Source organism: Kitasatospora sp. NPDC092039 (genome assembly GCF_044756065.1).
In the GTDB taxonomy this organism is placed as follows: Bacteria; Actinomycetota; Actinomycetes; order Streptomycetales; family Streptomycetaceae; genus Kitasatospora.
Map to the genome: position 1 here is coordinate 137717 of NZ_JBIVSD010000004.1, position 12216 is coordinate 149932.

The window sequence follows — 12216 nt, forward strand, 5'->3', positions numbered from 1 at the left end:
GCTGAGTCCTCGGGAGGATGTGCAGATGGATCTGGAGACGATGCCCCGGCGCGGTCGGCGGGCGGTGGCCCTGGCGGGTCTGGCGCTGGCGGCGGTGGTGACGGTGGCCGGCTGCGACGGCGGCGGCAAGACCGCCTCGGACTCGGCGGCGGGCGGTTCGGCCGCCGCGTCGGCCTCGGCGAGCGCCTCCCCGCAGGCCCCGGCCGGCTCCGCGACCCCCTCCTCGGCGGCGCCGACGGGGGGTTCCTCCGGCGCCGCGCAGCCGGCCCAGCCGCCGACCGGCTTCACGCCCACCCCGGCCTCGCCCGCGCCCGGGCAGCCGGCTCCCGCCACTCCCCCGGGCAACGGGATCGCGGTGGGCGAGCCGAACCCGAACGGTTCGGACGCGCCCGCCCGTCCGCCGGTCGCCTACCGGGTGGACGGCACCACCAAGCTGACCGTCTACTTCTTCGGCGGGGTCTGCACCCAGTACGCGCTGAAGGCGGACGAGTCCCAGCCGGGCCGGGTGGACGTGCTGGTCGTGCCGGGCCCGCCCACCGTCCAGCCGGGGCAGGTGTGCAACGCGCTGGCCAAGCGGCAGTCGGTCTCGGCCGACCTGCGCTCGCCACTGGCCGGGCGGACGGTGGTCGACAAGTCCAGTGGCCAGGAGCTGCCGCTGGAGGGCGATCCGCACATGGGGCCGGACCCGGTCACCCCGGACGTCGCCGGGCGGTAGGCGCGCCGCGGGCGGACAACGGAAGGCGGCCCCGGGGTGATCCCCGGGGCCGCCTTCCGCAGCGGGCTTAGCTGAACGAGTCGCCGCAGGCGCAGGAGCCGGTGGCGTTCGGGTTGTCGATGGTGAAGCCCTGCTTCTCGATGGTGTCGACGAAGTCGACGGTGGCGCCACCGAGGTACGGGGCGCTCATGCGGTCGGTGACGACCTTGACCCCGTCGAAGTCCTTGATCACGTCGCCGTCGAGCGAGCGCTCGTCGAAGAACAGCTGGTAACGCAGGCCGGAGCAGCCGCCGGGCTGGACGGCGACGCGCAGCGCGAGGTCCTCGCGGCCTTCCTGCTCCAGCAGGGCCTTGACCTTGGCCGCGGCGGCATCGGTAAGGAGGATGCCACTCTCGACGGTGGTCTCGTCCTGGACGGTCATCTGCTTTCTCCCGGTCTTGACGACGGTCTGCCGCCAGTGCCAACCAACGGCCGTCCGGTTTCATTTCCCGGGCGGCGATGGATTTCTGGGGCGTGTCGCGGCTGGTTATCCGTGGGCCGGGTGTGCCACCCGGGCCCCTACCCTCCCCATGCTCGCACACCGCCGGAGGACGGGTCACCGCCCGAGCCGTCGATCCGGGCGAAGCGGCCCCGCGGCGGGCCGCCGGGCGCCAGGATGGTCCTCATGATCCTTCGCCCGGTCAGGGACACCGCCGCGGACGCGGAGGCCGTCCGGGAGCTCGCCGACGCGGCGTTCGCCGACGCCTCCGCCCCGGCGGGGGCGGCGCCGGAGCCGACGCCCCTGCGGCTGGCCCGGACCAGGCACCTGGCGCGCACCGACCCCGGGGGCTGCTGGCTGGCGGAGAGCGCCGGCGAGCCGGTCGGGGCGGTGCTGTCGATCCGCCGGGAGGGCCTGTGGGCGCCCTCGCTCTACGCCGTCCGGCCGTCCGCGCAGGGCAAGGGCGTCGGGCGACTGCTGCTGGAGCGGGCGGCGGCGCACTCCCGGGGCTGCCTGCGCGGGATGGTCTGCGCCGCGGACTCCCCGGCCGCGGCCCGCCGCTACCGGCTGGCCGGGTTCACCCTGCACCCGGCGATGCGGCTGGCCGGACGGGTGGACCGGGACGGGCTGCTCGACCCCGGGGACATCCCGGTGCACCGCGGCAACGCGACCCATCTGCACCTGCTGGACTCGGTGGACCGGCGGCTGCGCGGGTCCGCGCACGGGCCGGACCACGAGCTGATGCTGGGCCACTTCGAGGAGCTGCTGATCGCCGACGCGCTGGCCGGCAGCGGCTACTGCTACCGGGACGGCGGGGTGGTGCGGCTGCTCGCCGCCACCAGCAAGCGGATCGCCGCCCGGCTGCTGCGCGAGGCGCTGGCCCGGGTGCCGGACGGGGTCGAGGCGCGGGTGGAGCACCTGACCGCGGAGCAGGAGTGGGCGCTGGACGTCGGGCTGGAGGTCGGGCTGACGCCCCGGGCCGGCGGCTTCGTCGGGGTGCGCGGGATGCGGCCGCCGACGCCCTACCTGCCGAGCGGGGCGTTCCTCTAGGCCTGCGGGAACGCGTACGGCCCCCGCCGGGGCGGGGGCCGTACGTCCGGAGCTCAGGGGGATCAGACCATGGTGTCCAGGATCTCCCGGACCATCTCCATGGTGGTGCCCGGGTGCAGGAAGGCGAAGCGGGCGACCGTCTCGCCGTCCCAGCCGGTGGGGGTGACGAAGCCGATCTGGTCCGCGAGCAGCTGCTGCGACCAGCGGTAGTAGTCGTCGTTGGTCCAGCCCTTGCGCTTGAAGCAGACCGCCGACAGCTGCGGGTCGAACAGCAGCTCCAGGTGCTCGGTCTCGCGGATCAGCTGGGCGGTCTCCCGGGCCAGGGTGAGGCCGGCCTCGATGGCGTCGGTGTAGGCCTGGACGCCGTGCACGGCCAGCGAGAACCAGAGCGGCAGGCCGCGGGCGCGCCGGGTCAGGTGGTAGGCGTAGTCGGTGGGGTTCCACTCGTCGCCCTCGGTGTGCAGGACGTCCAGGTAGGAGGCGTCCTGGGTGTGCACGGCGCGGGCGAGCTGCGGGTTGCGGTAGATCAGCGCGGCGCAGTCGAAGGGGGCGAACAGCCACTTGTGCGGGTCGACCACGAAGGAGTCGGCGTGCTCGATGCCCTCGTAGCGCTCGCGCACCGAGGGGGCGAACAGGCCCGCGCCGCCGTAGGCGCCGTCGACGTGGAACCAGAGGTCGCGCTCGCGGGCGACCTCGGCCAGGCCCTTGAGGTCGTCGACGATGCCCTCGTTGGTGGTGCCGGCGGTGCCGACGACGGCGATCACCGTCTCCGGGTTCGGGTCGGCGGCCAGCGCGGCGCGCAGCGCCTCGCCGGTGAACCGCCGGTCGACGGTCGGGACCTTGAAGGCCTCGACGCCGATGATGTTGAAGGTGTTCTTGACCGAGGAGTGCACCTGGTCGGCGACCGCGATCCGCAGCCGCGCCTCCGGCCCACTGGGTCGACCCTCACTGGCGAGCCGGCGGCGGGCGGTGTCGCGGGCGACCACGAGGGCGGAGAGGTTGCCCGCCGAGCCGCCGGAGACGAAGGTGCCGCCGGCCGACTGGGGCAGGCCCGCGCGGTCGGCGATCAGGCGCAGCACCTGGTTCTCGGCGGCGATTGCGCCGGCCGCCTCCAGCCAGGAGATGCCCTGCAGGGAGGCGCAGGAGACGACCATGTCGAACAGCAGCGCGGCCTTGGTCGGGGCGCACGGGATGAAGGACAGGTAGCGCGGGCTGTCGGCGGAGATGACCGCCCGGGACAGCTCGTGGTCGTACAGCTTGAGCACGTCGACCGGGTCGTTGCCGTGCTGGTTCAGCAGACCGGCCAGCTGGGCGCGCAGGTGCTCGCCGTCACCGGGGTGGTCGAGCGGGACGGGGTCGTACTGCAGCCGCTCCCGCATGTAGTCGAAGACCAGGTCGACCAGGTCGTTGTCGGGCCGGTGCATGCGGTCGGGTGCTGCGGACACGGCTGTCCCTCTCGGCGTGGGGTGTCGGGGGGCGCCCGGTCGGCGGGACGCTTCACCGCGACGGCCGGACATGATCAGCGTAAGCAGCGCGGGTGCCTCACCGCGCGTCGGAACGCGGCTGGTCAGGCAGGTTTCGAGCGTCTTCGGGCCGGTCCGCGCAGGATTCCTGCGTACCCGTGCCGCCGGTCAGCCGATGAGCTGGGAGAGCACCACCGAGGAGCGGCTGCGCTGCACTCCGGGCTCGCGCCGGATGCGTTCGATGACGGCCTCCAGGTGGCGCATGTCGGCGGCCCGCAGGTGGACCAGGGCGTCCGGGTCGCCGGTGACCGTCCAGGCGGCGACCACCTCGGGGAACTGCCGCAGGCTGGCGAGGATCTCCTCGGGGGCGGTGCGCTCGCGGCAGTAGACCTCGACGAAGGCCTCGGTCTGCCAGCCCAGCACGGAGGGGTCGAGCACCACGGTGAAGCCCCGGACCACGCCGCGCGCCCGCAGCCGGTCGATCCGGCGGCGCACGGCGGTGGCGGAGAGGTTCACCTGCAGGCCGATCTCGGCGTACGAGGCGCGGCCGTCGCTGCCGAGCCGGGCGAGCAGGAGCCGGTCGGTCTCGTCCAGGTCGGCCCCGACCACCTCGTGCGCTCGGCTGCTGGTCATGGGTGCGGGGCTCCACGGGTCGTACGAGGGTTCGGCGGGGCGCTCCGGCGGCGGCTGCCCCCGCCACTGTCGCTGCCGAAACGGTTCTTCACCATTCTGGCGGATGACCTGGCCGAGTTCACCGCCGATGGACGACCCGAGCGGGCGGCCGTCAGGGGACGAGCAGCACGATCTTCCCCCGGGTGCGGCCCTCCGCGCTGAGCGCCTGGGCGGAGGCGGCCTGGGCCAGCGGGAAGGTGGACGCGACGGTGACGGTCAGCCGGCCGTCGTCGGCCAGCCGGGCCAGCTCGGCGAGGTCGCCGGCGTCCGGGCGGACCCAGACGTACCGGCCGCCGAGCGCCTTGACCCCGAAGTCGGTGGTCGAGGCGATCCGGGCCGGGTCCGCCACCAGGCCGGCCGAGACCTGGACGGCCCCGTGGCCCACCAGGTCGAGCGCCGCGTCCACCCCGTCGGGGGCGAGCGCCCGGACCCGGTCGGCCAGGCCCTCGCCGTACACCACCGGCTCGGCGCCGAGGCCGCGCAGGAAGTCGTGGTTGCGCTCGGCCGCGGTGCCGATCACCCGGGCCCCGGCGGCCCGGGCCAGCTGCACCGCCAGGTGGCCGACCCCGCCCGCGGCGGCGTGCACCAGGACGGTCTCCCCCTCGGCGAGGCGCAGCGCCCGCAGGCCCTGCAGCGCGGTGAGCCCCGCCAGCGGCAGACCGCCGGCCTGCGCCCAGTCCAGCGCGGCCGGCTTGCGGGCCAGGGTGCGGACCGGGGCGGAGACCAGCTCGGCGTAGGTGCCGTGCTCGACGGCGTCCTTGCGGACGTAGCCGTACACCTCGTCGCCCGGGGCGAACTCGGTGATCCCGCCGCCGACCGCGCGGACCACGCCGGCCAGGTCCCAGCCCATGACCAGCGGGAAGTGCGCGTCGAGGAGGCCGTCCAGGGCGCCGTCCCGGATCTTCCAGTCCACCGGGTTCACTCCGGCCGCCCGCACCTCGACCAGGACGGAGTCGGGCCCGACCTTCGGGTCCGGCAGGTCGGTGTACTCGACCACCTCGGGGCCGCCGTAGCGGTTGATCGCGATTGCCTTCATGGGTCCAGCCATACCCGGGGGCCCGGACATATCGATTCGGCCACGCCCGTACTCCCCCGAACCGGGCATCCGGCACCGCCAGGGGTCCGTTCTGTCGAGCGGTTCTCGTCACATCGACAGGATGGCCATCGTCACTCTGACGCTAACCGGTTATCATAGATAGCGTCAGTTAGACGAAAAGGCTTCACCGCTTGATCGGCCGCACAGAAGGGCACCCGCCCGTGACCACCACCATCACCGAGACCCACGGCGTCGACCCCACCCCGACGCCGCTCGCTCTGCTGCTGCTCGGCCGCGAGGCCGACCCGAACAGCGAGCGCGGGGTCGAATGCCCCGGTGACCTCCCCCCGGCCTCCGACCCGAACCTCGTCGAGCGCGCCCGCGCGGCCAAGGCCGCGCTCGGCGACCGCGTCTTCATCCTCGGCCACCACTACCAGCGCGACGAGGTGATCGAGTTCGCCGACGTCACCGGCGACTCCTTCAAGCTCGCCCGCGACGCGGCGGCCCGCCCCGAGGCCGAGTACATCGTCTTCTGCGGCGTGCACTTCATGGCCGAGTCCGCGGACATCCTCACCAGCGAGCGGCAGCAGGTCGTCCTCCCCGACCTCGCGGCCGGCTGCTCGATGGCCGACATGGCCACCGCCGAGCAGGTCGCCGAGTGCTGGGACGTCCTGACCGACGCCGGCATAGCCGACGTGACCGTCCCGGTCTCGTACATGAACTCCTCCGCCGACATCAAGGCCTTCACCGGCCGGCACGGCGGCCTCATCTGCACCTCCTCCAACGCCAAGCGCGCCCTGGAGTGGGCCTTCGAGCAGGGCCAGAAGGTGCTCTTCCTGCCCGACCAGCACCTCGGCCGCAACACCGCGGTGCGGGACATGGGCTTCTCGCTGGACGACTGCGTCGTCTACAACCCGCACCGGCCGAACGGCGGCCTGACCGCCGAGCAGCTGCGGGACGCGAAGATGATCCTCTGGCGCGGCCACTGCTCGGTGCACGGGCGGTTCAGCCTGGACTCGGTGAACGACGTCCGCGAGCGGATCCCCGGCGTGACCGTCCTGGTCCACCCCGAGTGCAAGCACGAGGTCGTCGCGGCCGCCGACATGGTGGGCTCGACCGAGTACATCATCAAGGCGCTGGACGCCGCCGAGCCCGGCTCCAAGTGGGCCATCGGCACCGAGCTGAACCTGGTCCGTCGCCTGGCCAAGGCGCACCCGGACAAGGAGATCGTCTTCCTGGACCGCGCGGTCTGCTTCTGCTCGACCATGAACCGGATCGACCTGCCGCACCTGGTCTGGGCGCTGGAGTCGCTGGTCGACGGCCGGGTGCCGAACGTGATCACCGTCGACCCGGAGACCGAGAAGTACGCCAAGGCGGCGCTGGACCGGATGCTGGCCCTGCCGTAGCCCCGCCCCGAGCGCCCCGGAGGCGAGCGGGCGAGTCCCGCCCCGAGCCGAAGGGGCGCGCCGGTGCCGATAGGGAGGAGCGAGGAGGCCCCGAGGAACGAGGGGCATCGGAGCGACGACCGTCGGCACCGGGTCCGAGCGCCCCGGGAGGCGAGCGGGCGAGTCCCGCCCCGAGCCGAAGGGGCGCGCCGGTGCCGAAAGGGAGGAGCGAGGAGGCCCCGAGGAACGAGGGGCATCGGAGCGACGACCGTCGGCACCGGGTCCGAGCGCCCCGGGAGGCGAGCGGGCGAGTAACAGCGAAGGGCGGGCCCCCTCCGGTGGGAGGGGGCCCGCCCTTTCGTCTGGCAGCAGCCGCAGTCGCTACTCGGGGAAGCCCGGGATGACGCCCTCGCCGTCGGCCATCAACAGCTCGCGGACCTCGTCGATCGTCGCGTCCGAGCTCGGCAGGATCAGCTCCGACGGCTCCAGCGAGTCCAGGGGCACCGGAGCACCCGACCCCTTCACGGCCGCCAACAGCTTGCCGTAGGCCAGCCGGAAGCGCTCCTCGTCGCCCGACTCCACCGCGGTGACGAGGTCGGCGTCGAGCGTGTTCAGCTCGCTCAGGTGGTCTTCGCCCACCTCGTACTGCCCCTCGCCCATGACCCTGATGATCATGCCGTGCGTCTCCCTGGTTCGTGGGGTCGAGCTCAGATCACTTGTTGTAGTTGATGCGCGGGGTGTCCTGCTGCGGCTGCGGCTGGACGTCCTGCGGCTTGCCCTGCTCGATCGCGGCGGGGCCGGCGGAGGAGGGGCCGGACAGCTCGGCCTTCATCCGGGCCAGCTCCAGCTCGACGTCGGAACCGCCGGCCACCCGCTCCAGCTCGGCCTCGATGTCGTCCTTGCGGCCGAGACCGCTGGCGTCGTCGAGCGCGCCGGAGGCGAGCAGCTCGTCGATGGCACCGGCCCGGGCCTGCATCTGGGCGGTCTTGTCCTCGGCACGCTGGATCGCCAGGCCGACGTCGCCCATCTCCTCCGAGATCCCGGAGAAGGACTCGGCGATGCGGGTCTGCGCCTGGGCGGCCGTGTACGTCGCCTTGATGGTCTCCTTCTTGGTGCGGAAGGCGTCCACCTTGGCCTGGAGCCGCTGGGAGGCGAGCGTGAGCTTCTCCTCCTCGGCCTGGAGCTGCTGGTACTGCGTCTCCAGGTCGGTGATCTGCGACTGCATGTTGGCCTTGCGGGTCAGCGCCTCGCGCGCGAGGTCCTCCCGGCCGAGCGACAGCGCCTTGCGGCCCTGGTCCTCGTACTTGGCCGACTGCTGCTGGAGCTGGGTCAGCTGGAGCTCGAGCCGCTTGCGCGAGGTCGCGACGTCCGCGACACCACGGCGTACCTTCTGCAGCAGTTCGAGCTGCTTCTGGTACGAGTAGTCGAGCGTTTCACGCGGATCCTCCGCCCGGTCCAAGGCCTTGTTCGCCTTGGAGCGGAAGATCAGCCCCATACGCTTCATGATTCCGTCGCTCATGGGCCTCGGGTGCCCCCTTCTCCGGCCTGCGGTCTCTATCTCGTTACCAGACACGACGAGTGTATGTGCAGCGAGCCCGTCGCCGCAGTGCACCTGCCTGCAACAAGACTGCTACAGCGACCAGTGGCGTTTCCTCCTCCCCCGGGTGGATCCGCCCCTCATACCCCCCATCGTCCATCCGAGTGATCCCCTACGGGAAGGCCCCGGGAAACCCGGCTCCGACGGCGACCTCGCGGTATCGATATGCGTTTGGGTCCGAGGGCACCCGTGGAAGCCGCGCCGCACCCCGTACGCTGGTGGTGTGTTCCGACGCCGTTCAGATGATGCCGCCGCCTCCGCCACCGTGCTGGAGAAGCAGGACGAGACGACCCAGGCCCGCGACCCGCAGGCCAAGAAGGGCCGCCCCACCCCCAAGCGCAGTGAGGCCGAGGCCAACCGGCGTACCCGGGTGACCGTGCCCAAGGACCGCAAGGAGGCCGCCCGCCAGGGGCGTGAGCGCATGCGCGTCGAGCGCGAGAAGCAGCGCCAGGCCCTGATGAACGGCGACGAGCGCCACCTGCCGGCCCGTGACAAAGGCCCGGTGCGCAAGTTCGCCCGCGACTACGTGGACTCCCGCTGGTCGCTCGCCGAGTTCTTCCTGCCGGCCGCCGTGGTCATCCTGGTGCTCAGCATCGTCAAGGTGCCGGCGCTCCAGCTGCTCTCCACCCTGCTGTTCCTGCTGTTCTTCGTGTTCGTGATCCTGGACTTCGTCCGCCTCGGCCTCGGTCTGCGCAAGCAGCTGGCCGAGCGCTTCGCCGGGCAGAACACCCGCGGCGCCGTCGCGTACGGCATCATGCGCACCCTCCAGATGCGCCGGCTGCGCCTGCCCAAGCCGCAGGTGCGGCGCGGGGAGAAGCCCTGACCGCCGAACCGGTCGACTCCGGCTGGGCCCCGCCTTCCTGGGAGGGGCCCGGCCTCTACGCACTTCCCGGACAGGGAGGCGCGCTCCCGGGGCAGGGCGCCGGCGGCCACGACCGGCTCGCCCAGGAGCGCCGGCTGCCCTCGCGCAGCGGGTCCTTCGCGGGCGGCACCGGCGCCTGGCTGGACCGGCACGGCGGGCTGCGCGACTTCGTCCGCCAGGAGCTCGTCGCCCGCCAGCTCGCCGAACAGCTGGCCGGCCGCAGCGCGCAGCGCGTCCTCGACATCGGCTGCGGCCAGGGCACCCAGGCCCTGCGGCTGGCCCGGGCCGGCCACTACGTCACCGGGATCGACTCGGACCCGGTCGCGCTCGGCGTCGCCCAGGGGGCGCTCGCCGGGGAGCCGCCGGAGGTCCGCGGCCGGATGCAGCTGCTCAGCGGCGACGGCCACCAGTGCGGGCGCTGGTTCGGCCCGCGCAGCTTCGACGTGGTGCTCTGCCACGGCGTACTGATGTACCTGCCCGACCCGGACCCGATGATCGCCTCGCTGGCCCGGCTGCTGGCGCCCGGCGGACTGCTCTCGCTGCTGGTCCGCAACCGGGACGCGCTGGCCCTGCGGCCGGCCGCCGCCGGGGACTGGCGGGCCGCCCTGCACGCCTTCGAGAGCGACCGGTACTACAACCGGCTCGGCCTGGCCGCGCGGGCCGACCGGATCGGCGACCTCACCGTCACCCTCTCCGAGGTGTCGGTGCCGCTGCGGCGCTGGTACGGCGTGCGGGTCTTCACCGACAACGCCCCGGACGACGCGGCGCCGCCGGTGGACGGGCGGCAGCTGGCCCAGCTCCTGGAAGCCGAGGACCGGGCCGGCCGCACCGACCCGTACCGGCAGGTCGCCGCGCTGCTGCACGTGATCGGGGCGAAGTAGCCGCCCGGGCTCAGCCCTCGTGCAGGCTCATGGCGTACACCTTGGCGCCGTCCTCCAGCAGGACCGCGGTGTCCACGCCCTCCTCGGCGAGCTGCTTCCAGGCCTCCCCGATCCAGGTCTCGGCGTCCCCCTGGCCGGCGAACTCCTCCTGGCCGCCGCCGGGCGTCACCACGCTGCCGTCCGCCTTCTCGTACCGCCACGTCCAGACCATGCCCGGCTCCTCCCACTGACGCTGCCTGTGTGCTGCGCACCATAGCCTGCCCGGCCCGATCTTCCGTATGCCTGTCGGGCAGGATGGGCGGCATGGCGACCCCACCCGAGCCCACCCGTCCCCCGCTGCCCCGCACGCTGCTGCTCGGCGGCGCCCGCTCCGGCAAGTCCACCCGCGCCGAGCAGCTGCTCGCCGAGCACCCGGACGTCCTCTACGTGGCCACCGGCGGCACCCGGGACGGCGACGCCGAGTGGGCCCAGCGGGTCGCGCTGCACCGGGAGCGCCGGCCGGCCGGCTGGCGCACCGCCGAGACCTGCGACCTGGAGGCCGTGCTGGCCGACGCCGCCGACCCGGCTCCGGTGCTGGTCGACTGCCTCGCCCTGTGGCTGACCGCCGTGATGGACGAGTGCGGCGCCTGGGACGACGAGGTCTGGGCGGACGGCGGCGAGACCGCCGTGCAGAACCGCTGCGACGCGCTGGCGCGGGCCTGGGCGGCCACCGGGCGGACCGTCGTCGCGGTGAGCAACGAGGTCGGCATGGGCGTCGTCCCGGCCACCGCCGCGGGCCGCCGGTTCCGCGACACCCTGGGCCGGCTCAACATGGCCGTGGCGGACGCCTCGGAGCGCGTCCTGCTCGTGGTGGCGGGGCAGGTGCTGACCGTCAAGCCAGCCTCGGGCTGACCACCTCCGGCGTGTAGCCTTCCGGACGATGGACACGACCGTGGATCTCGATACGTTCTCCTCGCTCGTCGAGCGCCCCGACGAGAGCGCCCGGCGGGCCGCCGAGGAGCGCTGGCAGGCGGCCGACCGGCCGCGCGGCGGGCTCGGCCGGCTGGAGGAGCTGGGCAGCTGGCTGGCCTCCGTGCAGGGGCGCTCGCCGGTGCGGCCGGTCTCCTCTCCCAAGGTGCTGCTGTTCGCCGCCGACCACGGCGTGGCGGCGCTCGGCGTCTCCCGGATGCCCGCCGAGGGCGGCACCGCGGCCCGGGTGCGGGCCGTGCTCGACGGCAGTGCCCCGGTGTCCCGGCTGGCCGCGCGCTACGGCGCCCGGGTCCGGGTCGTCGACGTCGCGGTGGACGCCGACCCGGCCGACTTCCCGGACGAGGTGGTCGCCCACCGGGTCCGGCGCGGCTCCGGGCGGATCGACGTCGAGGACGCGCTCACCGCGCAGGAGACCGTCCGGGCGTTCCGGGCCGGCATGGCCGTCGCCGACGAGGAGGCCGACGCCGGCACCGACCTGGTGCTGCTCGGCGACCTCGGGGTCGGCGCCACCACGGTGGCCGGCGTACTGGTCGGAGCGCTCTGCGGGACCGACGCGGCGGCGGTGACCGGGCGCGGCTCCGGGATCGACGACCGGGTGTGGATGGTCAAGTGCGCCACCATCAGGGACTCGCTGCGGCGGGCCCGGCCGGTGCTCGGCGACCAGCTGGCGCTGCTCGGCGCCACCGGCGGGGCCGACTTCGCCGCGATCACCGGCTTCCTGCTCCAGGCGGCCGTCCGGCGGCTGCCGGTGGTGCTGGACGGCGTGGTCTCGGCGGCCTGCGCGCTGGTCGCGCAGCGGATCGCCTTCCGGGCGCCGGAGTGGTGGCGGGCCGGGCAGTCCAGCGGCGAACCGGCCCAGGCGAAGGCGTACGACCGGCTGACCCTGACGCCGTTGCAGGACCAGGGCATCACCATGGGCGAGGGCCTCGGCGCGCTGCTGGCGCTGCCGCTGCTCCAGGCCGCCGGGGACGTGCTCGCGGACGAGGCGCCGAAGCCGTTCGTGCCGGTGGCGCCGAGCGCGCCGAAGGAGCAGCCGAAGCTGCCCTCGGCGGCGGACCTGCTGCGCAAGCTCTAGGACACCCGGCCGGCAGGACAACCCGAGAGCGTC

General features: G+C 73.8%; 13 protein-coding genes and 1 pseudogene. 7 read left to right on the plus strand and 7 right to left on the minus strand.

The window, feature by feature from the left end; genetic code table 11:
• Window positions 1-25: 25 nt before the first annotated feature.
• Complete coding sequence (locus tag ACIQI7_RS10200) at window positions 26-715, plus strand: hypothetical protein (RefSeq protein ID WP_401107163.1); 690 nt, start codon at window positions 26-28, stop codon at window positions 713-715.
• A gap of 67 nt (window positions 716-782) precedes the next feature.
• Here the strand turns inward: ACIQI7_RS10200 and erpA are convergent, their stop codons facing one another.
• Window positions 783-1136 (minus strand): iron-sulfur cluster insertion protein ErpA, encoded by a 354-nt coding sequence (gene erpA, locus ACIQI7_RS10205; protein ID WP_049651846.1) that lies wholly within the window; start codon window positions 1134-1136, stop codon window positions 783-785.
• A 243-nt stretch (window positions 1137-1379) separates the two neighbouring features.
• Between erpA and ACIQI7_RS10210 the strand changes: the two genes are divergently transcribed.
• Window positions 1380-2243, plus strand: coding sequence for a GNAT family N-acetyltransferase (locus ACIQI7_RS10210; RefSeq protein ID WP_401107165.1), 864 nt, complete (start codon window positions 1380-1382; stop codon window positions 2241-2243).
• 62 nt (window positions 2244-2305) lie between these two features.
• Here ACIQI7_RS10210 and ACIQI7_RS10215 read toward each other — a convergent pair whose 3' ends face one another.
• From ACIQI7_RS10215 to ACIQI7_RS10225, 3 genes are all read right to left on the minus strand, one after another.
• A complete protein-coding gene (locus ACIQI7_RS10215) occupies window positions 2306-3688 on the minus strand; it encodes a pyridoxal phosphate-dependent decarboxylase family protein (protein WP_401107167.1) in 1383 nt (460 codons plus the stop codon).
• A gap of 186 nt (window positions 3689-3874) precedes the next feature.
• The gene (locus ACIQI7_RS10220) at window positions 3875-4339 is read right to left on the minus strand and encodes an Lrp/AsnC family transcriptional regulator (RefSeq protein WP_049651848.1); all 465 of its coding nucleotides are present in this window, start codon (window positions 4337-4339) and stop codon (window positions 3875-3877) included.
• A 151-nt stretch (window positions 4340-4490) separates the two neighbouring features.
• On the minus strand, window positions 4491-5414 hold the full coding sequence (locus tag ACIQI7_RS10225; protein WP_401107170.1) for an NADP-dependent oxidoreductase: 924 nt from the start codon (window positions 5412-5414) through the stop codon (window positions 4491-4493).
• Window positions 5415-5635: 221 nt separating this feature from the next.
• Here ACIQI7_RS10225 and nadA point away from each other — a divergent pair, with 221 nt between their 5' ends.
• Window positions 5636-6820, plus strand: coding sequence for a quinolinate synthase NadA (gene nadA / locus ACIQI7_RS10230; protein WP_387748812.1), 1185 nt, complete (start codon window positions 5636-5638; stop codon window positions 6818-6820).
• Window positions 6821-7180: 360 nt separating this feature from the next.
• On the opposite strand, the gene ACIQI7_RS10235 is transcribed toward nadA, so the two are convergent.
• The gene (locus ACIQI7_RS10235; RefSeq protein WP_387748810.1) at window positions 7181-7474 is read right to left on the minus strand and encodes a hypothetical protein; all 294 of its coding nucleotides are present in this window, start codon (window positions 7472-7474) and stop codon (window positions 7181-7183) included.
• Between the two features lie 37 nt (window positions 7475-7511).
• Entirely contained in the window at window positions 7512-8318 is an 807-nt protein-coding gene (locus ACIQI7_RS10240) for a PspA/IM30 family protein (protein WP_387748808.1), read from the minus strand.
• A 301-nt stretch (window positions 8319-8619) separates the two neighbouring features.
• Between ACIQI7_RS10240 and ACIQI7_RS10245 the strand changes: the two genes are divergently transcribed.
• Window positions 8620-9219 carry a DUF3043 domain-containing protein gene (locus ACIQI7_RS10245; RefSeq protein WP_401107174.1) on the plus strand — a complete coding sequence of 200 codons (600 nt, stop codon included), beginning with the start codon at window positions 8620-8622 and terminating at the stop codon, window positions 9217-9219.
• 179 nt (window positions 9220-9398) lie between these two features.
• Entirely contained in the window at window positions 9399-10139 is a 741-nt protein-coding gene (locus ACIQI7_RS10250) for a class I SAM-dependent methyltransferase (RefSeq protein WP_387749287.1), read from the plus strand.
• Window positions 10140-10149: 10 nt separating this feature from the next.
• On the opposite strand, the gene ACIQI7_RS10255 is transcribed toward ACIQI7_RS10250, so the two are convergent.
• Window positions 10150-10350, minus strand: a complete 201-nt coding sequence (locus ACIQI7_RS10255; RefSeq protein ID WP_401107177.1) for a hypothetical protein — start codon at window positions 10348-10350, stop codon at window positions 10150-10152.
• A 119-nt stretch (window positions 10351-10469) separates the two neighbouring features.
• Here ACIQI7_RS10255 and cobU point away from each other — a divergent pair.
• Together cobU and ACIQI7_RS10265 are read left to right on the plus strand one after the other, a co-directional pair.
• Window positions 10470-11030: pseudogene (cobU, locus tag ACIQI7_RS10260) on the plus strand (bifunctional adenosylcobinamide kinase/adenosylcobinamide-phosphate guanylyltransferase); the annotation flags it as partial.
• A gap of 28 nt (window positions 11031-11058) precedes the next feature.
• Window positions 11059-12183, plus strand: coding sequence for a nicotinate-nucleotide--dimethylbenzimidazole phosphoribosyltransferase (locus tag ACIQI7_RS10265; RefSeq protein WP_401107180.1), 1125 nt, complete (start codon window positions 11059-11061; stop codon window positions 12181-12183).
• The last annotated feature ends 33 nt before the right edge of the window (window positions 12184-12216 follow it).